General features: G+C 47.4%; 21 protein-coding genes. 5 read left to right on the plus strand and 16 right to left on the minus strand.

Annotation, left to right across the window (positions count from 1 at the left end; all coding sequences use genetic code 11):
* Positions 1-128 precede the first annotated feature (128 nt).
* From ACZ5V1_RS16300 to ACZ5V1_RS16320, 5 genes are all read left to right on the plus strand, one after another.
* Positions 129-731: a DUF8043 domain-containing protein gene (locus ACZ5V1_RS16300; protein ID WP_373792911.1), complete on the plus strand. Its 603-nt coding sequence runs from the start codon at positions 129-131 to the stop codon at positions 729-731.
* 5 nt (positions 732-736) lie between these two features.
* Positions 737-1,090, plus strand: a complete 354-nt coding sequence (locus ACZ5V1_RS16305; RefSeq protein WP_160716588.1) for a hypothetical protein — start codon at positions 737-739, stop codon at positions 1,088-1,090.
* A 629-nt stretch (positions 1,091-1,719) separates the two neighbouring features.
* Entirely contained in the window at positions 1,720-2,313 is a 594-nt protein-coding gene (locus ACZ5V1_RS16310; protein WP_464389737.1) for a hypothetical protein, read from the plus strand.
* 80 nt (positions 2,314-2,393) lie between these two features.
* The gene (locus ACZ5V1_RS16315) at positions 2,394-3,113 is read left to right on the plus strand and encodes a hypothetical protein (protein ID WP_464389738.1); all 720 of its coding nucleotides are present in this window, start codon (positions 2,394-2,396) and stop codon (positions 3,111-3,113) included.
* 54 nt (positions 3,114-3,167) lie between these two features.
* The gene (locus ACZ5V1_RS16320) at positions 3,168-3,749 is read left to right on the plus strand and encodes a hypothetical protein (protein ID WP_464389739.1); all 582 of its coding nucleotides are present in this window, start codon (positions 3,168-3,170) and stop codon (positions 3,747-3,749) included.
* 751 nt (positions 3,750-4,500) lie between these two features.
* Here the strand turns inward: ACZ5V1_RS16320 and pnp are convergent.
* The 16 genes from pnp to hmcA form a co-directional block, all read right to left on the minus strand.
* Positions 4,501-6,780, minus strand: coding sequence for a polyribonucleotide nucleotidyltransferase (gene pnp / locus ACZ5V1_RS16325; protein WP_464389740.1), 2,280 nt, complete (start codon positions 6,778-6,780; stop codon positions 4,501-4,503).
* A 266-nt stretch (positions 6,781-7,046) separates the two neighbouring features.
* Positions 7,047-7,316, minus strand: coding sequence for a 30S ribosomal protein S15 (gene rpsO, locus ACZ5V1_RS16330; protein WP_160716598.1), 270 nt, complete (start codon positions 7,314-7,316; stop codon positions 7,047-7,049).
* 30 nt (positions 7,317-7,346) lie between these two features.
* The gene (gene truB / locus ACZ5V1_RS16335; RefSeq protein WP_464389741.1) at positions 7,347-8,270 is read right to left on the minus strand and encodes a tRNA pseudouridine(55) synthase TruB; all 924 of its coding nucleotides are present in this window, start codon (positions 8,268-8,270) and stop codon (positions 7,347-7,349) included.
* Between the two features lie 6 nt (positions 8,271-8,276).
* Positions 8,277-9,263: a DHH family phosphoesterase gene (locus tag ACZ5V1_RS16340; RefSeq protein WP_464389742.1), complete on the minus strand. Its 987-nt coding sequence runs from the start codon at positions 9,261-9,263 to the stop codon at positions 8,277-8,279.
* Between the two features lie 100 nt (positions 9,264-9,363).
* Positions 9,364-12,387, minus strand: coding sequence for a translation initiation factor IF-2 (gene infB, locus ACZ5V1_RS16345; RefSeq protein WP_464389743.1), 3,024 nt, complete (start codon positions 12,385-12,387; stop codon positions 9,364-9,366).
* A 16-nt stretch (positions 12,388-12,403) separates the two neighbouring features.
* A complete protein-coding gene (locus ACZ5V1_RS16350) occupies positions 12,404-12,631 on the minus strand; it encodes a YlxR family protein (protein ID WP_464384930.1) in 228 nt (75 codons plus the stop codon).
* Positions 12,632-12,637: 6 nt separating this feature from the next.
* Positions 12,638-14,041 (minus strand): transcription termination factor NusA, encoded by a 1,404-nt coding sequence (gene nusA, locus ACZ5V1_RS16355; protein ID WP_464389744.1) that lies wholly within the window; start codon positions 14,039-14,041, stop codon positions 12,638-12,640.
* Positions 14,042-14,077: 36 nt separating this feature from the next.
* Entirely contained in the window at positions 14,078-14,581 is a 504-nt protein-coding gene (locus tag ACZ5V1_RS16360; protein WP_464389745.1) for an LSm family protein, read from the minus strand.
* A gap of 341 nt (positions 14,582-14,922) precedes the next feature.
* Positions 14,923-15,372, minus strand: coding sequence for an RrF2 family transcriptional regulator (locus ACZ5V1_RS16365; RefSeq protein WP_160716610.1), 450 nt, complete (start codon positions 15,370-15,372; stop codon positions 14,923-14,925).
* Between the two features lie 21 nt (positions 15,373-15,393).
* Positions 15,394-15,750, minus strand: a complete 357-nt coding sequence (locus ACZ5V1_RS16370) for a response regulator (RefSeq protein ID WP_160716612.1) — start codon at positions 15,748-15,750, stop codon at positions 15,394-15,396.
* A 248-nt stretch (positions 15,751-15,998) separates the two neighbouring features.
* Positions 15,999-17,384 (minus strand): sulfate respiration complex iron-sulfur protein HmcF, encoded by a 1,386-nt coding sequence (gene hmcF, locus ACZ5V1_RS16375; protein WP_464389746.1) that lies wholly within the window; start codon positions 17,382-17,384, stop codon positions 15,999-16,001.
* 23 nt (positions 17,385-17,407) lie between these two features.
* On the minus strand, positions 17,408-18,088 hold the full coding sequence (gene hmcE / locus ACZ5V1_RS16380; RefSeq protein ID WP_464389747.1) for a sulfate respiration complex protein HmcE: 681 nt from the start codon (positions 18,086-18,088) through the stop codon (positions 17,408-17,410).
* A gap of 42 nt (positions 18,089-18,130) precedes the next feature.
* Positions 18,131-18,274 (minus strand): sulfate respiration complex protein HmcD, encoded by a 144-nt coding sequence (gene hmcD, locus ACZ5V1_RS16385; RefSeq protein ID WP_162859877.1) that lies wholly within the window; start codon positions 18,272-18,274, stop codon positions 18,131-18,133.
* Positions 18,275-18,290: 16 nt separating this feature from the next.
* Positions 18,291-19,451: a sulfate respiration complex protein HmcC gene (hmcC, locus tag ACZ5V1_RS16390; RefSeq protein WP_464389748.1), complete on the minus strand. Its 1,161-nt coding sequence runs from the start codon at positions 19,449-19,451 to the stop codon at positions 18,291-18,293.
* Positions 19,451-20,557 (minus strand): sulfate respiration complex iron-sulfur protein HmcB, encoded by a 1,107-nt coding sequence (gene hmcB / locus ACZ5V1_RS16395; protein WP_464389749.1) that lies wholly within the window; start codon positions 20,555-20,557, stop codon positions 19,451-19,453. The genes hmcC and hmcB overlap by 1 nt, the downstream gene beginning before the upstream one ends.
* 16 nt (positions 20,558-20,573) lie before the next feature.
* Positions 20,574-22,130 (minus strand): sulfate respiration complex hexadecaheme cytochrome HmcA, encoded by a 1,557-nt coding sequence (gene hmcA, locus ACZ5V1_RS16400; protein WP_464389750.1) that lies wholly within the window; start codon positions 22,128-22,130, stop codon positions 20,574-20,576.
* Positions 22,131-22,592: the final 462 nt, after the last annotated feature.

Raw genomic sequence — 22,592 nt, forward strand, 5'->3', positions numbered from 1 at the left:
CGAGGGGAATGCCCTGTGTGCAAAATTACTTCACCCGATCAGTTTGTGTTGGAATATCCGTGGCATAGAAATTGTATTACTGCGAGTGACGGAAAATTTCGCCTTATCAGGCATCAGGAGGCTCAATAATGATTGTTATTGACGGTAATGCAGCAGAATACAATGTTAACGCTTTTTCAAACCTTGAGGAATTGCTCGTCAAGGTTATGGAGGACGAGCTTGAGGATAGAATTGTTACTGACGTGCTCGTAGACGAGACGCAGTTTCAGGAAGAATATCCAAATCAGGCTGGTCAGGTAGAAACTAGCTCCTTTGAGCGCGTTGAGATTAAAAGCGTTCCTATGAACGAATTTGCTCTCGGTATTGTTGCAGAACTTGATAAAGTTGTTGCACTTATGGAAAACAGCTCCCATCACATTGCAGGCATGTTCCGCAATGGTCAGGAAGCTGAAGCACTCGCATTATTTACCGAGTTGCTTAACGTATTACACGATTTTATGGGCATGCTCGCCGTACTGCGTAGCGAATACGTGCATGAAAAAGAAGAGCTGTTTGAAACAACAGTTGAAGAAGTTTCTGCCCAGTTCGAAAGTATGGGTGAGTCTACCAGTAAAGAAGATTGGCATGCTCTTGCTGAAATTCTTGATGGTGATTTTGCAACTGCCGTTTCCCGCTGGAAAAGCGTTGTCGCTGTTATGCGTGGGAAATTGGAGAATGTCTGCGAGGAATAAAAGGTATGGCAAACAGCCTTACATTGCTTGACGAAGCCCTCCGGATTGGGGAGCGAGAACTGGAAGCCTTGAAGAATGGTGACATGGATGTTGCTGATGAGGCCGCTGTGGAGCGTGAACGTCTTATTTCTGAGGCGTGGGCAATCCGAACAGGCGATATAGAGGGTGATTTACGACAAAAGCTTCTGAAAATGCAGAATGTTCAATTACTGCTGACAGATGAACTAAAGAAGTTGCACGCCTCATTAAAGTCTCAACTTATAGCAAGTAAGAAAAAGTCATCAGGTTACCGTGGTTACCAGAAGTCGGTAACAAGACCGGGAACTTCAATTTCCAATTGTTTGGACAGGCAAGGGTAGTGGCTGTGTGCTATTGCATACGCACTGCTGCATATTGCTGATGACCTAAGTATATATTTCCGGACCGCAAGGTTCAGATAATACGTTGAAAGCGTGGTATGCCTTCACACAAAAGTGTGAAGGGGTGCCGCGCTTTTATGCGTTTATCCCGTCAAAAAGAGTGTGAGCTGGGTGTTCGCACGGAATTGATTGTGTGGCCGAACCTCCTACTATTATTGTCTGTATTACGTTACAGGAGTACGTGGAGTAACAATCGCATGTATCAATGGCTAATTTGCAGGCTTTATTAACTGTAGATTAAGATTAAGTGCACTAAAATATAGAGAAAGAGTAAAATAGAGACTGTTGTGTGTATGAAATAATGAAATAATTACATGCAACAACAGTAAATATAAAAACAATAATGCCTGTTGGACTGTTAAAAACCGTTCCCTGTTGCGTATAAAAAAATGAACAAGCTAGAAGTGTAGTAAGTTATTATAAAGAATGGTGTTATTTGAAAATATTATGGCAATAGATTCGCGATTCGCTATTGTTGGGATGCTGAAAAGAGCAGAGTCCCTTGGCAAGGTATTATAAGTATTATTCTTGCTCAACAGTCTTGTCACATAAATCTAGTGAGGAATGCTATGAAACTAACACGTTGCTTGTTTATTGTAATCGCACTGATGGTGCTTGCAGGCTGCGCTCAAACTCAGGCTGGTGAGCCGATGCGAGTGTACGGCAGTGCAGAAACCGTAGTGCCATGTGGTTATTCAATGCTTGGCTCCACAACTGTAAGTGTTTTGCCTGACACCATAAATGTTCCGATAGAAGGTATGTACCCGTACCAGAGATGGAATTCTGAAATTTACGGAATGGGTGATAGTTACGTCATCGTACAGAAAATGGTGTTCAACAACTCATTTTACCGTTTTAAAGCGTTGGTTGGCTCTACCTCAGAAATGTGGGGCACAGCTTGGAGAAAAGGTGACTACACCCTTTCATCGAACACTACGCAGGTAGAATACGCAAAATACTTTGCATGCATCCGCGAGAAAGGCGGACAAGTTGCTCCTATGTATAGAGTAACTATGTATGATCAAAAGATCACACCTGCTGTTGTTGCACGTGTAATCAGCCTTACTCCTACCGATGTAGGCGGTCTGGCCGCAATGCCATCCTTTAATGATCTATATCAGTACTACGAGTACGGAAATGGTTTTGGTGGTAGCAATTCGTAGTGGATGTAATCATATAAGTAAAAATTGCCCTCGGAGTATACTTCGAGGGCATTCTTTTTTTTAAAGGGGGTACCGGAGGTATGAAACGACGACAACTGGGGCTCATAGTGTTCCTTCTTTGCTGTGTATCCATGGCAGGGTGTTCTACGATTTTTCCTTCTATTTTTGGCGATGATGCCATGTTTGGCAAAACTGCTCAGGAACAACGTGAAGAGGTGTATGGACATATCATTATTGACCTACCTACTACATTTACCGCTCTCGGTACGTTGGAAGTGCTGTGGAGCCCTGATGTCACTATTCCTGACCTGACTCTTCCTCAGAAGTTAGAAACCAAGGTCTATAAAGATGGCGGCGCATACTATTTGACGCAATGGACCCGACTTGGAACTGAAAAATATTATTTCGAAACATTGAAAAATGAAAACACAGATCGATGGGGCTATAAGTGGCAATTGACAACATTTACAGTACCCGCGAATACAGATAATCAAGAATATAGCCAGTATATGAAGTACATGAAGGAACAAAGCGGAAAGTTGGCGCAGGCCTTTGCTGTGAATGTGTATGCAAAACGTTTTTCAGGACGTGTCATTGTGCGGGTGCTTGAATTGACACCTTCGAGAGATGGAAACACGCCAATTCCGCAATTTGGTCAATTGTATCCGGTTGTGCCGTTGCAAACGGTAGATAAGTCTGAAGCAGAAAGTACACTTCAAGCAGAAAAGACACTTGAAGTAGATAATACATTGGAAGCAGGAAATTCACTTGAAGCAGAAAATAAACTTATTTCACAATAAAATGGATGTTGCTTTGTGTGACATTGCTTTTTAGCTAAGAGATGAGAGGGAATTATGCAAAAGCTATCGAAAATACTTATGTTGATGGCGGCACTGTTGATTATTTTTGGCTGTGCTCCGACATCTAATGCACAGGCAGATATGCACACTGTGTATGGCACAGCTAAGGTTGATATACCGAGTGGGTATAAAAATATTGGTGGATTGAGTGTCTCGGTTACCCCGAAGACATGGGAAAGTGGTAGTTATCCATACCAGAGATTCAATACAACAGTTTTTGGTGACGGTGAGTCGTATATTCTTTCTCAAACTATGCAGGTTTCCGGTAACAGATATTATGTTCGCCCACTTAGTGGATCGAATGTTTCCAGATGGGGTACCGGCTGGCGCATGAATACCTATCAGCTTGATCCAGCTACTGCGAGTGCTGAATATGCCCGGTACATTGAGTACATCAGGGGGACTGGCAATCCGGTGGCAGCTAGCTACCGAATGGAAATGTACGATAAATTGATAGGACGTAAACTGGTCGCACGTGTGTTAGTTCTGACACCGGACACTATAAGTGGCTATGCGGCAGCTCCACTTGCAAGAGAATTGTATACTCTTGATAGAGATGACTTCCGATCCCGCTAGTACTTGAGCCAAACATCTGCTCTTGGTTCAGAATTATTCTGGAATAAAAAATAAAACATCCTGCCCGTGATACGGGCGGGATGTTTTTTTAGGTGCATAAAAGAATGGCAAAATTTTTTTGGGAAAAGCCACTCTAAAAGGCGCTAGCGGAACAATTAAAGGAATAGCCCTTTAATCTGTGAGAATAATCCGCCGATGCGAGGGGTTTTGACATGTGCTGGGGTTGCATTTGAAATGCTAGTCAAAAGTACCTCATTTAATTCGCTGAAGGCTGCATCAATTTGGTTTAATTGAAATTGTAGTTTGCGAGCACTTTTTTCCTGATCCTTTGAGAGCTGTAGCATTGTCTCAAGATGCCGAGCCTGAAGGTGATCCACTCTGTACATAATATACTCTCTTACCGGTTCCCCCCGGAATCGGCGTGTTGATACTGAACTTCTGATTGATGTTCTCCCCTTCGAACATCAAGGACAGGGTACGTTATCTATCAGACATGGTTTATGTCAATTGGATTTGCTTTTTATCGAAAGATTTTAGGATACTGAGAGGTAATTTCAGTGTCGTGTCTTTTTTGTTTTTTGAAGAATTGGCTCTTCATAGGGGGCGTGCTTTGCGAAGTTGTTCAGGTAGTGCGGCAGGTGGGGGAAAAGTCGCATTGATGTACAAAAAAATTGGGGGAAATTTTTTAAGATATCGCAAGTGCAAAAAAAAGAGCGGAAGCAATGCTTCCGCTCTTTCATAATGTCAGAGACTATCGACGGCCACCGCGGTCGTCACGACGACCACCATCACGGCCGCCACCACGACGGTCATCACGACGACCACCATCACGGCGATCATCACGACGGCCACCATCACGACGGTCATCACGGCCGCCTGGGCGACGCTGTGGGCGTGCAGTGGATTCTGGAGTCCAAGGAGTACCCTGAGCTTCAAGAAGAACTGCTTTGCGGGAAGCACGAACGCGGCCATCGTTAATTTCGATAACCTTAACTTTCATGTCTTCGCCGAGGGATACGAGGTCTTCTACTTTCTCAACGCGAGCGATGTCGAGCTGGGAGATGTGTACAAGAGCTTCAATGTTAGGAAGAATCTCAACAATCGCACCGATTTCGAGAATTTTCTTAACTTTACCCATGTAATCTTTACCAAGATCAGCACGCTGGTCGTAGTACTGAACCATTTCGCGAGCCAGCTCAAGAGAGTCGAGAGTAGGAGCGAAGATGGTTACTTTACCGCTGTCTTCAATATCAACGGAAGCGCCAGTTGCTGCGGTAATAGCTTTGATGTTTTTGCCACCAGGGCCGATGATAACGCGGATAACGTCCGGGTTAACTTCAACAGTAGCAATCTGAGGAGCATATTTAGAAAGCTCTTCACGGGAAGAAGCAAGCTCTTTTGCCATTTCATCAAGAATGTGCAGACGAGCGTCTTTTGCCTGATTAAGAGCGCGTACCATCACGTCAGCAGGGATGCCAGCGATTTTGATGTCCATCTGAATTGAGGTAATACCTTCGGCAGTACCAGCAATTTTAAAGTCCATATCGCCGAGTGCATCTTCGTCACCGAGAATGTCGGTAAGAACGATGTAGTCGTCGCCTTCTTTGATGAGACCCATTGCGATACCGGCAACAGGAGCTTTAACTGGTACGCCTGCGTCCATAAGGGACATACAACCGCCAGTTACAGCTGCCATGGAAGAAGAACCGTTGGATTCCATAGTTTCAGAAACTACGCGAATTGTGAACGGGAAGTCTTCGCTTGCAGGAAGAATAGGACGAAGAGCTCTTTCAGCAAGTGCACCGTGACCGATTTCGCGGCGGGATACACGAACCATTTTAACTTCGCCAACGCAGTACGGTGCAAAGTTGTAGTGGAGCATGAAGCGTTTGGTAACGTCACCCATGAGTGAGTCCATACGCTGCTCGTCAGTGGTGGAACCAAGAGTTGTAACAACTAAAGACTTGGTTTCGCCACGTGCGAAAATAGAAGAACCGTGAGCACGCGGAAGTACGCCGGTTTCAACGATGATTGGACGTACAGTTTTTACGTCACGACCATCGATACGAAGACCTTCCTGGTGGATACGGGTACGAACAATAGTTTTTTCGAGGCCGCCGAGAATATCGCCAACTTCTTTAAGTGCGGATGGATCTTCTTCGTACTGAGGTTCAGCAGAAAGAGTTTCCATAACCTTAACTTTAACAGCTTTGCGAGCAACTTTACGTTCCATTTTATCAGCAACCTGAAGAGCGATTTTGAGATCGTCAGTTGCGATTTCTTCAACGCGAGCTTTGAGCTCTTCGTTAGGAACTGGTGCTGTGAATTCGAGTTTCTCTTTACCACAAAGTTCACGGAGCTTGTCCTGAATGTCGAAGAGAGGTGCGATTTCTTTGTGGCCCCAGCTGAGCGCGTCAGCAACAACAGCTTCAGGAACGAAGTTAGCTTCGCCTTCTACCATTACTACAGCGTCACGGGATGCTGCGAATACGAGATTAAGATCAGCGCCAACCTGTTCATTAACGTCCGGGTTCAAGATGAACTCACCACCAACGCGACAAACACGTGCGCCAGCAATAGGACCGTTAAAAGGAACAGAGGAGATGCTAAGAGCGGCAGATGCGCCAGTAAGAGCAAGAACGTCAGACTCGTTGAGCTGGTCAGAAGAGATAACGTTAGCAAGAATCTGTACTTCGTCTTTGAACCCTTTAGGGAACATAGGACGGATAGGACGGTCAATTACACGAGCGCAAAGTGTTTCACGTTCGGAAGGACGTCCCATTTCGCGGCGGAAAAATGATCCAGGGATGCGACCCGCTGCGTACATTTTTTCAGAGTACTCAACAGTAAGTGGGAAGAAACCGAGATCGCGCTCAGTTGGCTGAGTACATGCAGTTACGAGAACTACAGTGCCACCGCACTGAACCCATACGGAACCGTCGGCATGGTTTGCAAGACGACCGGTCTCAAAAGTAATTTCTTTGCCGCCAATTGTGGCGGTAAGGCGCTGTGCGCCAAATTTATTTTCCATAATAAAATCCTCATCGTTTGGCGAAGGGGATTCCGGGGAGAGTGCTTTTAGCAGGCTATATGTAACCTTTCTTATGCTAATTAGCGGGGGAAAAACCTTCTTCCCGGACCCCCCTTTCGCGATACTGCGTAGGTGTACCTTGGTAAGTATTCAAGCAGGGACGAACCCTGCTTTCCAGAAGGAACTATTGACGTCTTCTGTAAGCCTACCCGGTACAATAAATATATGAGAACAGGGGAATCCATAGGATTCCCCTGTAAAAATGCCTACTTACGGAGGCCAAGTCTTTTGATGAGATCACGGTAGCGCTGAACGTCCTTGTGAGCAAGGTACTTCAGAAGCTTACGACGCTGACCTACGAGTTTCAACAGACCAGTACGGGAGTGGTAGTCATGTTTGTGCTCTTTGAAATGGCCAGTAAGGTATTTGATACGGGCAGTCAAAAGAGCTACCTGTACTTCTGGAGAGCCTGTGTCTCCTTCATTCTGGGCAAATTCATTAATAACTGCCTGTTTTGCTTCAGGGGTCATTACCACAGCGATATCCTCCAAGGATAAATGGGTTAATTAGGATTGCCAGAGGCCGCGCATGATGGACCATACGGGCTGGCGTTGCACTATGTCTGTTTCGGCAAGAGCCAGAGGCGTTCTGTTTGAATCCAAAAGCATTGCAGTAACACCGATAGAAAACGGCATCTGTGCAATTTGTTCCGGATCATACGGAATCGGGTTGCCGTTTTTGACCAAAGCAGATTCCTCATCGCTGAGGATAACTTTTGGCCATGTAGGCAATGCTTCTTCCAAAGATATAATCTTTGATTCAAGCAACTCTGGATTTTCGACCAGTTCATCGGGCTCGCAAGCCTTGTCCAACGAGAACGGATGGCTGTATTCCCGGATAAGTTCAGTGAGAACTGCCCCGCACTTCAATCGAATCCCCAAGCTGTGGGCCAGGGACCGAATATACGTACCAGTGCTACACCGCACCCGGAAACGGAGAAACGGCAACTCAACCGATAGAGTTGCTGCTTCGGAAATTTTTACGGTTTTTATCTTAACCGGTGTTTCTTTACCTTCTCGCGCCAGCTTATACAAGGATTTCCCTTTGTGTTTTGCTGCTGAGTACGCAGGAACTTCCTGCTCGGTAGTTTCAAGCCAGTGAGCAACTTCGGCGCGTACATCTTCTTCTGTGATGTGCTCCCAGTCTGCTGTGGCTGTTATTTGACCTTCTGCGTCCCATGTATCAGTCGTTTCACCAAGTTTGATGGTGCCTGAATACACTTTTTCGCCGCCGGCCATTAGATAGTTGGACAGTTTTGTGCCCTGTCCGAGTAAAACGATCAACAGACCCTGAGCCATAGGATCGAGGGTGCCTGCGTGACCGATTTTCTTTTGCCCGAGACGTTTAATCTTACTGATGCATCCACCAGAAGAAGGTCCCTTGGGCTTATTGAGAAGCAGAATACCGTGCTGCTGTGGTACTTGTGCCATGTAAACTTATGCCTCGTTTAATACCAGATTCTGAGCAATAGTGGCAAGCAGGGTTTCGACTGCTTGGTCCAGTGGAAGGTCAAGGCTGATACCAGCGGCATTTTTATGTCCGCCGCCGCCAAGGCTTGCTGCCATTTTCTGTACATCCACAGCACCATGAGATCGCAAGCTCGCTTTGGAGCCGGAGTCAGTCTCACGTACGGTCATTGCAATGTCAACATTCTCTATTTTTCGAAGATAGTTAATGATCGATTCAATGTCTGAATATTCAGTACCGGTACGCTCGAAAAGTGCCTTGGAAAGTGTCAGATATGCTACTTTCCCGTTAACCGCAATTTTAATATGAGCAAAGAGCTCGGCCCAAAGCTTAATCTTATTCAAGCTCCAGTCGCTGTCTAGCTTTTCATTAAAATCACCCGGTTTTAAACCGGCATTAATGATCTTGGAAGCAATTTCATGGGAACGGGCAGTGGTGCTGTTAAAGGCAAACCGTCCAGTGTCTGAACTGATGGCCAAATACAACCCTTCTCCGAGAAAGCCGTCATATGCAATCCCGAATTCGTCCACAATGTTTGCAATCAGTTCACCAGTGGAGCTGGATGCAGTATCAACAAGATTGATGCTACCGAACATAGGGTTATGCAGGTGGTGATCAATGTTGATAACTGGCGCTTCAGTGCGGGAAAGAAAATCAAACATGATGTCGCCGGAGCGCTCTGCATCGCCACAATCCATCACAATGATGCGATCAGGTTTGCACGTTGCCAGTTCTTCCGCTGTGGTGAAAACCGTACAAGGCAATTCTACCCAGTCGAGGTAGGCAGGAAGTCCTGATTCCAAAAAGACAACAGGCTTTTTATCAAGCTTGGTGAGCAGCCACGCCAGCGCAGAAACAGACCCTATAGCGTCACCGTCAGGGCCGATGTGTGCTGTAAGGAGAAAGGTTTCGTCGGAGCGAATTGCCTGTGCAATCTGTGATACTACGTTTGGCATTACTATGTTCTTTTTGGTTTTGGGATGCCTGCAAAGGCACTTGAAAAATATAAAATCGCGGAGCCGGAGAGAATCCGACTCCGCGATTTGCATGTATTACTTACAGAGTATCAGCTTCTTCTACTTCTTCGAATGCTTCGATAGAGTCACCAATTTTGATGTCATTAAAGCGTTCGAGTCCGATACCACACTCGTAACCCTTCAAGACTTCTTTTGCGTCGTCTTTGAAGCGTTTGAGAGAAGTGATAGTACCAGTGTAGATAACCACACCTTCGCGAAGCAGACGAACCCGAGCATTACGGGTAATTTTACCGTCTTCAACGTGACAACCGGCAATAACACCGATTTTTGGTACGCTGAATGTATCACGAACAACAGCCTGACCGAGGTACTGTTCCTTAACGAGAGGAGCAAGAATACCGGCCATAGCGTCACGAACTTCTTCTACGAGTTTGTAGATGATGTCGTAGAAGCGGATGTCTACGCCTTCCTGTTCAGCAACAGCTTTAACTTTCACTGTTGGGCGAACGTTGAAGCCGATGATTACTGCGTTGGAAGCTGATGCGAGGAGAATGTCAGATTCAGTAATGGAACCTGCGCCGGAGTGGATAACTTCGACTTTAACTTTCTCTGTTGCCTGCTTGCGCAGAGCATCAACGATAGCTTCAACAGAACCCTGTACGTCAGCTTTGAGCACAACGTTAAGGATCTGAGCTTCTTCAGCATCAGCACGGCTTGCGAGGAAGGTTTCGAGAGTAACTTTAGACTCACGAGCAAGAGCGCGTTCGCGTTCTTTAACAGCGCGTGCATCAGCGATGCGGCGTGCTACTTTTTCGTCGTCAAGAGCTACAAACTCTTCACCAGCTTCTGGTACGCCGTCAAAGCCCTGTACTTCTACCGGAGTAGAAGGAGCAGCTATTGCTACTTTCTTACCCTGATCATCGAACATTGCACGAACACGACCGGAGAAGGTGCCACATACGAAGATGTCGCCCTGTTTCAGTGTGCCTTCCTGTACGAGTACAGTAGCAACCGGACCGCGACCTTTGTCGAGCTTAGCTTCAACAATGTGACCACGAGCTGGTTTGTCCGGGTTAGCTTTCAGTTCGAGAACTTCAGCCTGCAGAGCAAGAGTTTCGAGAAGGCCTTCAAGACCAAGACCAGTTTTAGCTGATACGTTGGTAAAGATGGTGTCGCCACCCCAATCTTCGGAAACGAGTCCGATGTCGGAGAGTTCGCGCATTACGCGTTCTGGGTTAGCGCCTTCTTTATCCATTTTGTTAACAGCAACGATGATCGGTACTTCAGCAGCTTTTGCGTGAGATACAGCCTCACGAGTCTGCTCCATTACGCCGTCATCAGCAGCAACAACAAGGATAACAATATCAGTAACCTTAGCACCACGAGCACGCATAGCGGTAAACGCTTCGTGACCAGGAGTATCGAGGAAACAGAGAGCACCGTTAGGGGTGGCCACGTGGTATGCACCAATGTGCTGAGTAATACCACCTGCTTCACGATCAGTGATGCTGGATTTACGGATTGAATCAAGCAAAGAAGTTTTACCGTGGTCAACGTGACCCATGATGGTAACAACCGGAGGTCTGATCTGCATGTCCTCTGATTTATCTTCTTCACGCGGTGTGAGGTAATCCTCTTCGGAGAAACCTACTTTTTCGATTTCGTACTGGAACTCGCCAGCAACAACAACCGCGGTATCAAAGTCGAGAGACTGGTTAATGGTAGCCATTACACCAAGCTGCATGAGCACTTTAATGATCTCAGAACCTTTAACACCCATCTGGTGAGCAAGGTCAGATACACGAATGTGATCATCTACTTTAATTTTACGTTTTGCTGCCTTGAGAGGCTGAGTTGAAGGAGCCTGTTCCTGTTTTTTGCGTTTACGCTTGCTGCGTTTCCACTCATCAGAACCAAAATCCTTACCACCGCGTTTTTTCTTATCGAAAGCATCACGCTGGTTGAAATCTACTGTGCGTTTAGCTTTAGTATATTTCTTGTTACGTGTGGCTGGTTTGTCTGGAGAAGCTGGAGCAGGAGTAAAACCTGGACCAGGACGACCCTGACCACCTGGACGTGGAGCACCACCAGCAGGGCGTGGAGCGCCGCCGCTTGGACGACCCTGACCGCCGCCACCTGGACGCGGAGCGCCACCGGCAGGACGACCCTGACCACCGCCACCCGGGCGACCACCTTGACCGCCAGGACGACCCTGACCACCGCCTGGACGTCCACCACCGTTAGGACGACCACCACGATCATCTTGACGCTGTTGTGGACGAGCAGCACGCTGTTCGCGTTCTCTGGCTTCTGCTGCAACTACAGCAGGGTCAGGACGGGAAATAATTCTAACCTGAGGTGCAGCCGGTGCCGGTGCTTCCTCACGTTTTTTTGCAGGCTTTTTCTTTTTCTTAGCGCCTTCAGCGTCAGCAGGAGTTTCAGCTTTGTCCTTAGCAGCAGCCTTTGCAGGTGCAGCTTTTTTAGGAGCAGCTTCAGTTTTCTCAGCTTTTTCAGCTTTGTCTACTTTTTCGGCTTTAGCTTTAGGAGCAGCTTCTTTTTTTGCTTCAGGAGCTGGCTTCTGCTCTTTTTTAGGAGCAGCAGCTTTTGCGGACGGCTGGGGGGTATCAGCAGTCTTTTCTTTAGCTTCTGTTTTTTTAAGCTCTTCAGGTTTCACAACACGCACCTTAGGTGCCTCATCTTTAGCAGACTTGGCACTTGCAGCAGGTTCAGGTTTTGTTGCCTTTTTAGGGGTAACAACTTTAGCTTTTGGAGCTTCTTTCTTAGCTGGAGCTTCTTTCACGTCTTCCTGTACCTTTTCTGCTTCGGCTGCCTGTTTTTCATCTGCAGGCTTTTCGTCCGCGGACTTAGCAGCCGTCTTGCGGCGGCGAACAATAACGCCAGAGGAGGTCTCTTTGCGCATTACTTCTTTTTTAGCCGGTCCGTTCTTTATGTGGTCGCGAACCTGCTCAATCATTTCAGTTGGTATAGAGGTCTCACCGCTTTTAGCGGAGACACCAAGCTCGCGCAGAGCTGAGAGGATATCCTTAGTAGGAACATCCAGCTCTGTTTTTAATTCTTTAACTTTAATTTTCTTATCACTCATGTAGCAAAAACCCCCTTTACTTCCGCCAGCCTCTGAACTTTGCGAAACGTTTTTCGCACTCTTGGCTGTTGCAGATATAGTAACCTCTACCCGGCATAAGCTGCTCTTCATCGAAGACAGGTATTGTATCACCGGATTCTGTCTGTGTGCAAACATATCGTCTAAGTTCGCTCTTAGGAAAACTTGTTCGACATATCACACATCTGCGGACGGGTGTATGGTGTTTCCGGATGGCTTTGTGCATCCGGTATTATTCCGTTTCCTTTTTCTCGGTTACGGCTTCCTCAGTTTCGCCTGCTTCTTCAACTTCTTCTTCTGCAGGTGCTTCATCAGCTGCTACAGGAGCTTCGGCAGCGTCATCGGCATCAACAGCTTCAACAGCTTCTTCTTCTGTTTCATTAGAAACAGTTCCTTCGATAGCGGAGGAAAGGAAGTTGATAGCAGTGCGAAGGTCGGTAATTTTAGACTCAGTAAGTCCCTCAACCGTCAGCAGCTCTTCGTCTGAAGCGTCTTGGAGCTTTTCAATGGTCTGGAAACCGGCATCAACAAAGGACTGAAGTGGAACTTCTGCTACGCTTGCGAGCTGGTCGAGACCTTGCCCGATTGCGTGACCTTCGTTGTAGCGGGTTTCAGTAAATATATCGATTTTCCAGCCGAGAAGCTTGGATGCAAGCTTAACGTTCTGACCTTTACGACCAATGGCGTTAGTCAGCTGGCTATCAGGTACGATTACTTCCAGCATGTTTTCTTCTTCATCCACAACAATGCGGGTGATAACAGCAGGAGATAATGCGTTACGTGCGTAAGTCGCGATTTCAGCGCTCCAAACAACGATGTCGATACGTTCACCGCGCAGTTCCTGAACAATGTTCTGGATACGGGAGCCACGAATACCAACACATGCACCTACTGGATCAACATCACGGTCACGAGTCATAACAGCGGCTTTAGCACGGCTGCCTGGATCGCGGGCAATGTTCATGATAACAACGGTGCCGTCGTCAACTTCCGGTACTTCACGCTTAAAGAGTAAAGACATGTAGTCCGGGTGGGAGCGGGAAACAATAACCTGAGGGCCACGGCCTTCTTTACGAACGTCAATAACCAGTGCCTGAACACGGTCACCACGTTTGTAATGTTCGCGCGGAATCTGTTCATCTTTAGGCAAGAGCGCTTCGGTGCGACCGAGGTTGATAATCCAACCGGCTTTGTCACGGCGCTGTACGATGCCGCTAAGCATTTCGCCTTGTCTATCTTTAAATTCTTCGTAGATAATTTCCTGCTCAGCATCACGCATGCGCTGGATGATTACCTGCTTGGCAGACTGTGCAGCAATACGACCAAGGTCTTCTACCTTGAGGCGGAAGCCCATTTCGTCATCGAGCTGTACTGAAGGGTCGTGTTCACGAGCATCTTCAATAGAAATTTGGGTAACGTCGTTTTCGATGTCTTCATCGCGGGTAACGACCTTAAACTGAAACACCTCAATCTCACCGGTGTCTTCATTAAAGCTTACTTCAACATCAAGATCTTCGCCAAATTTACGAATAACGGATGTGCGAACAGCTTCTTCCAACGTGTCGACCAGCATGCCACGATCAAGGCCGCGGTCTTTACTGATCTGCTCGATGGCTTTTTTAATATCCATGCTCATTTGATTTCCTCCGACTCGCTCTCGCGCTAAGTCTGCCTACTTCTTTTTCTTGCCTTTGCTGGTATCAGGAAAAATATGTACCAAGTGTGCTTTTTTCAGATCATCCCAGTCAATAGTCAGGTCGCCCTCATCATTAGGAAGAGTGAGGACAATAATGTTGTCTGTTACGGACTTGACTTCGCCTTGGAATTTACGACGTCCCGGCACATCTTCGTGTGGATCGCGCAGTACGACTAAAACGGGCTTACCAATGTAGTTGGAAACCTGCTCTGCTGTGAAAAACGGGCGTTCAAGGCCTGGTGAAGAAACTTCCAGTGTGTATGCATCAGAGAGAACGTCTTCAACTTCAAGCGTCAAGCCAATGTGTCTGGAAAGCTTGGCACACTGAGCGATGGTTACACCTTCAGGGCCTTCTACATAAATTCGAACCACCATCTTCTGGCCGGAAGCGAGCTCAAAACCCCAAAGGGTGAGTTCTGCATCATCGACGAGTGGGGTAATAATATCTTTAATCTGTTCGTACAGTCCGTTTCCGGTCATTTTTGCTTCCTTATTTCCTGTCGCTCAAATAAAAAAAAGGAGGCCCCTGCAAAAAGGCCACCCCGTAAACGACGGCCTCACGGCCACAGGATGTTTTCAGCAAACAGTGTATAGGGCGAACCCTTTATACCCTGCCTTGGCGCGCAACAATAGCACGACAGCAAACGCTGAACTGGTATTAACTATGCCCTTACGTATGCAAAGTCAAGGGATGGGGCGGAAAGTTTTGGGGTAGTTGTCAAGCTGTTTTTTTATAAATGTAAGCGGTTTCTGGCTTTTATAAAGTTGTGTCGGGCGGAAGAATATAAAACCGACACACTTATAATGTTATAGGCGGGAATTTAGACCCGAGGTGGAACAGAATCCGGCTGATTTTTTGGGCACAGTGACGTGTCGCGGATAAGGTCAGCTAACGAGAACTGATTAAGCTTGTGGTACATGGCTTTTGATGCTTCTTCCCACATGGTGCGGGTGAGGCATACGTGGATGCGCGGACAGCAGGAATGATTTTCATCACAGCCGTAGCATGGTTCCGTATTTTCCAGTGCCTGTACCAGTTCTCCCAGCCGTATTCTGGATGGGTTGCGTGAGAGGTGGTAGCCACCTTTGGCGCCTAACGTGCTGTTAAGGTAGCCTTCCTTTTTAAGGTCACGCATAAGTTTTTCTAAATACTTAATGGATATTTCCTGCCGCATGGCCACGTCTTTAATGGAGACGGGGCCGTCTTCCTCGTTCATTGCGATGTCGAGGAGCATACGTGTTGCGTAGCGGCTTCTTGTGGTGAATTTCATAATTCGAACCGGGCGTAAAAGCTATTCGCCGAGAGTCTGTCGGATAATGGTGAGCATTCTGTCGGGATCAAATGGCTTGGTTACTGTCGCCACAGCATTGGGAATGGCCTGATGAATCTCTTTAGGGCCACCCACAAAAATGAACGGAGTTTCCCTGTTGTAATTGCCGGAAGCAAGCTGCTTGTAGACCACTGCGCCAGAGTCGTTGCGCATTTCCATATTCAGAGTGATCAAATCAAACGGTGTTCCAGATGCAAGGTTGAGGGCAGTGTTGCCGTTCTGTGCACCCACAGCATCGTAATCACCAGACTGTAGGAAATTGATCATGTACTCGAGGACATTCGGATCATCCTCAACAACAAGGATACGTTTTCTCATACCGTACTCTTCGGGATAGACGTTGCGGGCACCTGGCTGGGCGCCAAAATGAAAAACCGGAGCAGAAAGCGGTGTGGCCTTCCGCTCCGGTGGGCATAGCTAATGGATCGATTGATAACAAACCCGCACTGTGTTGTACTTTAACGAAGATTTATTCTCACATACGGTTAAGTATGGTTCGATGGATCTTCGATTTGTATCGTTCACCGCGCATTGTTGTTTCAACCTAGCTCAATTAGGTCGAGGGGCTATTCTTCCGGAAGCTGAAGGTGCTCAGGAACAATCGCCATTTTGATAAGCAGTGGCTTGAGGAATGACCAGCGGATGCCGATTTCGTATTCCTCTTCGAGGTCGCGGATAGCGTCCCAGCAGTTATGGCAAGGTGCAATAACAAGCTTACAGCCAGTTGCAAGAATCTGATCGCGTTTGGTCTGGAGCGCTTTGTTACGTTGCTTACGGTATTTACCGATGCCGTTAAAGCCGCCACCACCGCCACAACAGTAGTTGTGTTCACGGTTAGGACCCATTTCGCGGAAGTCTTCAGCAATGTAGCTCATGATTTCACGGGTAGCTTTTGCTAAGCCGTGGTTACGCACGTAGTTACAGGAATCCTGAAGAGTAACAGGTTCTTTAATCTTTTTCTCAGGGTCGATTTTGATTTTACCGGTGCGCAGTGCTTCTGCAACCCATTCAACATAGTGAATGTATGGTGCAGGTGGCAGACCGTCTTCACGACCAGTCCAGTAAGGACCTTCGATTACGGTTGCGCGGTGTGCGTGGCCGCACTCGGTACCGATAACACGCTTTGGACGGAGACGTTCAATAGCGTCGTATACGGATTGAACCTGCATTTTGCATGCTGCCCAGTCTCCTGCGAACATGGAGAGGGAAGTCTGCTCCCAACCTTTACTTGGCACTGTCCAGTTTTCACCTGCAAGGTGGAAAAGGATAGCTGCTTCTGCAAGATCTTCAGGGTAGTGTTTTGGCTCACGAGCGTTAAGAGTGTACATGATGTCTGCGTCTTCCTTATCAACAGGAATCTCCAGACCCGGCCACTCTTCGCCGTATTCATCAGCCATCCACTCACAGGTATCAACCCAGTCTTCTGTGGTAACGTCCATCTGTGCGTTGTACACACGGTGCATACCGGAGCCGATTTTCATTTCCCAAGGCACAAAACCCTGAGAGTTGAGAATACCGCGCAGGTAGCTGAACATGATGCCCATGTCGATGCCGTGCGGACAGTACATGCCACAACGGTTACAACATGTGCACTGTGACCATGCAACGTCCACGCAATGACGCATGAACTCGTTGGTCACTTTACCTTTTTTCTTAACCAGTTCACCAAGGGTAGACTGGATTTTGTATGCAGGAACCTGTTTTGGATCGCGATCGTTTACGCGGTACAGGAAGCAGGAATCTGCACACATGCCACAGTGGGCACATATTTCGAGCCACGTACGGATACGGGACTGACAAGTTTTTTCGAGTAAAGCAGCAATGGCGTCGGAATTAACGTCGAGTGCTTTCATTTCTTCGTAGTACTGAGCGCCACCTTTGTCGCCAAGCAGAGCTTTAAGCTCTTCTTCGCTGCCAATAGGTGTGGTGTTACAAAAAGTACCTTGAGGCATTGTTATCTCCTAGCGGCTTACTGTTACCACGGGAATGCGATATCGCGTTTAGCGCCACCGCGTTTGATGTTGTAATCCATGCCGAGCTGACCACGGGACATGAAGAACAGTACGATGTGGGACAGCTTGGTGAATGGTGCCAGAAGCAGCAGAGCTTCACCGGTAAGGATGTGGCAAACAAGCCAGAAATCGTAGTTACCGATATGCAGACGAGCGATAAAGCCGGTTACGAAAGGTGCTACGGAAATTGCGAGAATGAACCAATCGTATTTTGTTGTAAGAATGCGAACTTCAGGAAGCGCAATACGACGGATAGCAAGCATTAAGCCACCGATGATCGCGAGAACTGTAAGTGCATCTGCAACGCCGGACGGTAAAGTCGGCAGGCTGAAGCCAAATGCCATTTTAAGAAGTTCCTGATGGCCGAGCAGGAAAAGCGGAAGCAACACTGCACCAATATGGAACAGGAAGAATGCTACTGCCATGAAAGGCTGTTCGCGCCAACCGTAAGTGCCGCCCGGAGTGAGCCAGCAACGGATGGAGTGAAGTGCGCCACGAAGGCCGAGAGACATGTGCGGCTTATATGCTACACGGTCAAGCTGCCAGCTAAGACCGCGTACGTACATTACGGCACGAACTGTAAGACCACCGAAGAATACCAGCAGTGATATCCACAGCATCGGTCCGGTAAGAAATGCTATCATTGTTATCTCCTTGTCTTGAGGGAGGTTGTCCTCCCGTCATGACTAGTACTTTCTCATTTTTTCTTCTCTGCCGGTCAGGAATGACCAGTAACCGACAAAGCTGACCAGAGCCACACCCATCAACACGTATGTGATGGTCTTGGTGTGGAGCATAAAGTCGTGGAGAGTATAGATAATGTTTTCCATAGTATTAACCTCCGGACTAATGAGCGTCTTTGTACTCCGGATGCTCGAACAAAACAGGCATCCGGGTAGTGATGAAGCGGTACGCTGTAATAATAAGCGTCACGACAAAAATAGAAATGCCGATCTCCATGAGGCTAGGGAAGTAACGCTCAGCAGCAGGGAGCTGCCAGTTGTATGCAACCATGCTCACGTTGAAACGGTTTACTACAATACCAAGTACGCCAAGCACGGATGCAATGCGTACAATCTTCAGATTCTTTTCACGTACGCCGATTGCGTAGAGGAAAGAAGGTAGCAGTACAAAACCGAACATTTCAACAAGGAAGATAGCACCGTAACCGGTAGCAAGGTACTGCCAGTCGTTGTCCATAGTGATGTCGAACAGCTTGATGAAGAAGTAACCGGCGAGAATGAAGGAGGCAGCTTTTGCAAAGCCGAATGCCACGCCGTTAGCTTCTTTACGATGTGTTTCGTCCATCATATGGTGCAGACCTTTATGAGCGAGTGTGCCTTCAAAAATTACCATGGAGGTACCAGCCACCATGGAAGAGATGAAGAAGAACACCGGCATAAAGCTGGAGTACCAAAGCGGATGAAGCTTACCCGGTGCGATGAGGAACAGCGCGCCAAGGGAGCTCTGGTGCATGGTGGAAAGTACAACACCCATAATGGTAAGAGGCAGAGTAAGCTTTAATGCAATGTTGCGAAGCTTACGCATGCCGAGCCATTCGAATGCTGCAGGTGACCACTCGATAAAAAGTACTGATACGTAGAGGGATACACACAAGCCAACTTCGAAAAGAAGGGATGTGGTGCCCTGAGAGTATACCAGCGGGTACGGGAGTCTCCATGGGTGACCCAGATCGTACAGAAGAGCTACAACTACAAAGAAGTAGCCCAGAAAAGCGGTTGTGATAGCAGGACGCACTGCGGAATGGTAGTGCTTCATGCCGAAGAGGTAACAGGATGCGGAGGTTACATAACCACCGGCAGCCAATGCTACACCACACATAAGGTCGAAACCGATCCACAGACCCCAAGGGTTGTTGTCGTCGAGGTTGGTTACAGCGCCGATACCTTTATAGAAACGCAGGAAGGTAAGAACCAGACCGCCAGCAAGAATGATAGCGGTAAGGATGTTTCCGGCGTGCCAGAAGTTCTTCTGATCATTACTCATTATGCATCTCCCTCAGGCTTGGAGCTTTCTTCTACTTCTTCGCTCTCAGGGTTCTGAAGTGCAGCAAGCTTTTCCTCAAACTCTTTCTCAGCTTTAGCGACAGCTTTCTTTGTTTCGCGTGTAATGGAAGCTTCTTTATCTTTAGCAGCTTTTTCCATTGCAGCTTTAAGCTTGTCTTCAGCAGCTGACTGAGTTTCGGTAACAGCCTGTGCTACAGCAGTTTTCTGGTCTTCAGCAGCGATTTTTTCTTTACGCTTGCTGATTGCGTATGCACCGGTAAGCAGTACAGGCCAGATGCCTACTACCATTGGTACAGCGCCAAGAGCGCCTGCTGTAAGTTCCGGAGCGGACTTTTTGCCAACTACAGGCTGACCAAGTTCGGTATGTTTTACCGGAGCAAGGTAGAGCCAGTTGGTTCCGCCAGCTTCTGTTTCGCCGTAAATTTTCTTTACGTAACGATCAGGGTGCTTGCGGATGCGTTCGCGTGCGATTTCAATAAGGTCAGAACGCTTACCAAAGGTGAGGGCTTCTTTAGGACATGATTTAACACAGCCTGGAAGTTTGCCTTCTTTGATGAGCGGGTGACACATAGTACATTTCTGAATGAGTGGATCTAATGGATCTTCGTATTCAAAAGTAGGAACGGAGAATGGACACGCGATCATGCAGTAGCGACAACCAACACAAACGTCGCCGTTGTAAGTAACGGAGCCGTCGGAGTTTTTGGTGAACGCTTTAACAAAACATGCGGATGCACATGCTGGTTCCATGCAGTGGTTACACTGCTGTTTACGGAAGATAGGGTGATCCAGACCGGCAACATTGTACTTATTAACTACAGTGTGCGTGGTGGAGTTGGTTCTGCGTTTAGTATCCAAAACTGAGAGGTCATCGAATGGCTTCTCTGGTTTCGGGAAGTTGTTTACTGTATTACAGCCCTCTTCACATTTGCGACAACCGATACAACGGCTGCTGTCGTGCAGCACGCCCATTGCATCCGGGTATCCATCAAATGAAGCGTTGCTGGCAGCTTTCGCCTTAGTAGTTCCCAAGGTGGTAGCAATACCGGCGCCGCCAAGCAGGCTTAGGAATTTTCTGCGATGCATAATTGCTCCTTGATTCCTAGTTAGCGCGTGCGGCGTGGCAGCCTGCGCACTCAGTGTTCTGTGGCTTCTGAATATTCATTTCGGTGTGACAGGTCATGCACTGCTGATGGTAAGCAGCTTTAAGACCCGGACGGTCACCGTTTTTGAATGCTTCGCCATGGCAGCTCTGACATTTTGGAGGCTTGATGCTTACAGGGCTCTGATGGTGACAGGCCTGACATACTTTGCCTTTTTCAGCGTGGAAGCTACCAGCAAGTTTGCTGTCCGCAGTTGCGTTAAGCAATGTTGCAACGATTTTGCGGTGCGGCATGTTGGATGCTTCGTATTTGTCTGCAAGAGCGTCAATTTTGACGAATTCAGGGATCTCTTCAGCGGTGTAGGTCACTGTGCCAGCTTCACGAGCGGTAACAACGGAAGCAGCAACTGCGTTACGTTCTTTTTTGCTCATTTTTGCTGCCTGTTCAGTGGTAACGCCGTTAGCGTTATGACAGGTTGCACAAGACTGTTCGTTGAAGTTCTGAACTGGAATCATGGAGTGACAGCCGGCACAAGTAGGATCCTGTGCAACACGCATTGCGTGACAACCAACACAGCTTGCAGAAGACTTAGCGTCGTGCATATCGCCGTAGAGTGGTTTGAAGCCGTCTTTTTCGTTGCCGATGCCGTTAATGTGGCAAGTGCTGCAATCTTTTACGTTAGCTTCATGGAACTTGTGGTTAAATGCCACAGGTGCGATGTCGCTTTTTGCAGAACCGTTCGGAACGATGAGAAGAGTATCCGGCTGACCGCGGTTGAGGCGTTTAGCAGGTACTTTTTTCATTTCTTTCTGGGCAGAAGCGCTATGACAGCCAGCACAGGTAACAGGACCTGTAAATGCAGCGTCTATTTTCGCTTCGCTCATGTGACAGCTGATACAGCTGCTGTGTGCTGCGGATTTAGGGCTTTCGTATTTTACAAAGCCGTCACCGTAGCCGTTATCGTTGTCTTCAGTGCCCGGTACGTAGGTAGCGGTACCAGCAACAACATCAACGTTCATGTGGCAAGCGCCACAATTTTCGTTCTGCTGTGAAACAACGATTTTTTTAGAAGAAATATGGCGGAAGTGCAGTGACTTATCCATTTTGATAGGCTGGCGTTTTGCCACCATATCAGGGTTTGGATTGTGACATGTACGACATTCGCTTTCCAGAGGACCTGTGTCCTGTCCGGCTTTAGCCATGTCGGCATGACAGCCAATACAGTTTTGGTGGTATACGTCCTGCAATTGTTTTGCAGACATATCACCTGTTCTTTTAAAAGTAAGACTCATGCTGTCGCCGTCTTTTTCGTGACAACTAGCACAGTCTTTATCCATTTTTTTCAGCGCATCAGTATGCAAATCGTGGCGATACGTAACGGCTGGCAATTCCATATCACCAAGCTTACCGATAACATCAATTTTGATGATATCAGAATGTTGCTCAGCAGGAGCAGCTGTTACATTAGAGCTGTGTGCTGTAATACCGACGACCGATACAAGCGCTACAACCATCAGCATACCCGCCAAGCGAAGCAGTGATCTTCCCTTCATCATAGTGGCAGTCCTTTCGATGAAATATTAACTCGTCCTCAGACACCCCTTAGCCATCAGTCTCCTGAGAGTTCCCCAACTTCAAGAGAAAAGCAGAACCGCGCAGAACTAACCATGCGGCCTAAGGCACTGTGGCAGTCTGGATATGTATGCGGTTGCACGAGCGTTGCATTAAATGCTTGCTCAATAACTCATCAACAAAGCGTAGATTTTAAAGCCTACCGATTCGGTATGAGTTATTATCATACCGAGGGGGTAGGGTATTTGTAAGGTTTCGTCAAGAGAGTGGGTAGGGGTACGTGCTTCATTTTTCAATTATAACTGTCTGAAAAAACTATTGAAAAAAGCTTGTTCTAAATTAGACAAAAAAAGTAGGAATTATTGTCCATCATCACAGTGGACAATAAAAACGGATTTTTCCAAAAGTAGTGTCTTACGAAAAAACAGTGTAAAATGCTCGAAAAT

The sequence above is a fragment of the Halodesulfovibrio oceani subsp. galateae genome, assembly GCF_055397225.1.

Bases quoted from the DNA above. Each gene is read 5' to 3' on its own strand.
- ACZ5V1_RS16300 (WP_373792911.1), top strand. From the start codon at position 129: ATGATTGTTATTGACGGTAATGCAGCAGAATACAATGTTAACGCTTTT.
- ACZ5V1_RS16305 (WP_160716588.1), top strand. From the start codon at position 737: ATGGCAAACAGCCTTACATTGCTTGACGAAGCCCTCCGGATTGGGGAG.
- ACZ5V1_RS16310 (WP_464389737.1), top strand. From the start codon at position 1,720: ATGAAACTAACACGTTGCTTGTTTATTGTAATCGCACTGATGGTGCTT.
- ACZ5V1_RS16315 (WP_464389738.1), top strand. From the start codon at position 2,394: ATGAAACGACGACAACTGGGGCTCATAGTGTTCCTTCTTTGCTGTGTA.
- ACZ5V1_RS16320 (WP_464389739.1), top strand. From the start codon at position 3,168: ATGCAAAAGCTATCGAAAATACTTATGTTGATGGCGGCACTGTTGATT.
- pnp (WP_464389740.1), bottom strand. From the start codon at position 6,780: ATGGAAAATAAATTTGGCGCACAGCGCCTTACCGCCACAATTGGCGGC.
- truB (WP_464389741.1), bottom strand. From the start codon at position 8,270: ATGGCACAAGTACCACAGCAGCACGGTATTCTGCTTCTCAATAAGCCC.
- ACZ5V1_RS16340 (WP_464389742.1), bottom strand. From the start codon at position 9,263: ATGCCAAACGTAGTATCACAGATTGCACAGGCAATTCGCTCCGACGAA.
- infB (WP_464389743.1), bottom strand. From the start codon at position 12,387: ATGAGTGATAAGAAAATTAAAGTTAAAGAATTAAAAACAGAGCTGGAT.
- ACZ5V1_RS16350 (WP_464384930.1), bottom strand. From the start codon at position 12,631: ATGCACAAAGCCATCCGGAAACACCATACACCCGTCCGCAGATGTGTG.
- nusA (WP_464389744.1), bottom strand. From the start codon at position 14,041: ATGAGCATGGATATTAAAAAAGCCATCGAGCAGATCAGTAAAGACCGC.
- ACZ5V1_RS16360 (WP_464389745.1), bottom strand. From the start codon at position 14,581: ATGACCGGAAACGGACTGTACGAACAGATTAAAGATATTATTACCCCA.
- ACZ5V1_RS16365 (WP_160716610.1), bottom strand. From the start codon at position 15,372: ATGAAATTCACCACAAGAAGCCGCTACGCAACACGTATGCTCCTCGAC.
- ACZ5V1_RS16370 (WP_160716612.1), bottom strand. From the start codon at position 15,750: ATGAGAAAACGTATCCTTGTTGTTGAGGATGATCCGAATGTCCTCGAG.
- hmcF (WP_464389746.1), bottom strand. From the start codon at position 17,384: ATGCCTCAAGGTACTTTTTGTAACACCACACCTATTGGCAGCGAAGAA.
- hmcE (WP_464389747.1), bottom strand. From the start codon at position 18,088: ATGATAGCATTTCTTACCGGACCGATGCTGTGGATATCACTGCTGGTA.
- hmcD (WP_162859877.1), bottom strand. From the start codon at position 18,274: ATGGAAAACATTATCTATACTCTCCACGACTTTATGCTCCACACCAAG.
- hmcC (WP_464389748.1), bottom strand. From the start codon at position 19,451: ATGAGTAATGATCAGAAGAACTTCTGGCACGCCGGAAACATCCTTACC.
- hmcB (WP_464389749.1), bottom strand. From the start codon at position 20,557: ATGCATCGCAGAAAATTCCTAAGCCTGCTTGGCGGCGCCGGTATTGCT.
- hmcA (WP_464389750.1), bottom strand. From the start codon at position 22,130: ATGATGAAGGGAAGATCACTGCTTCGCTTGGCGGGTATGCTGATGGTT.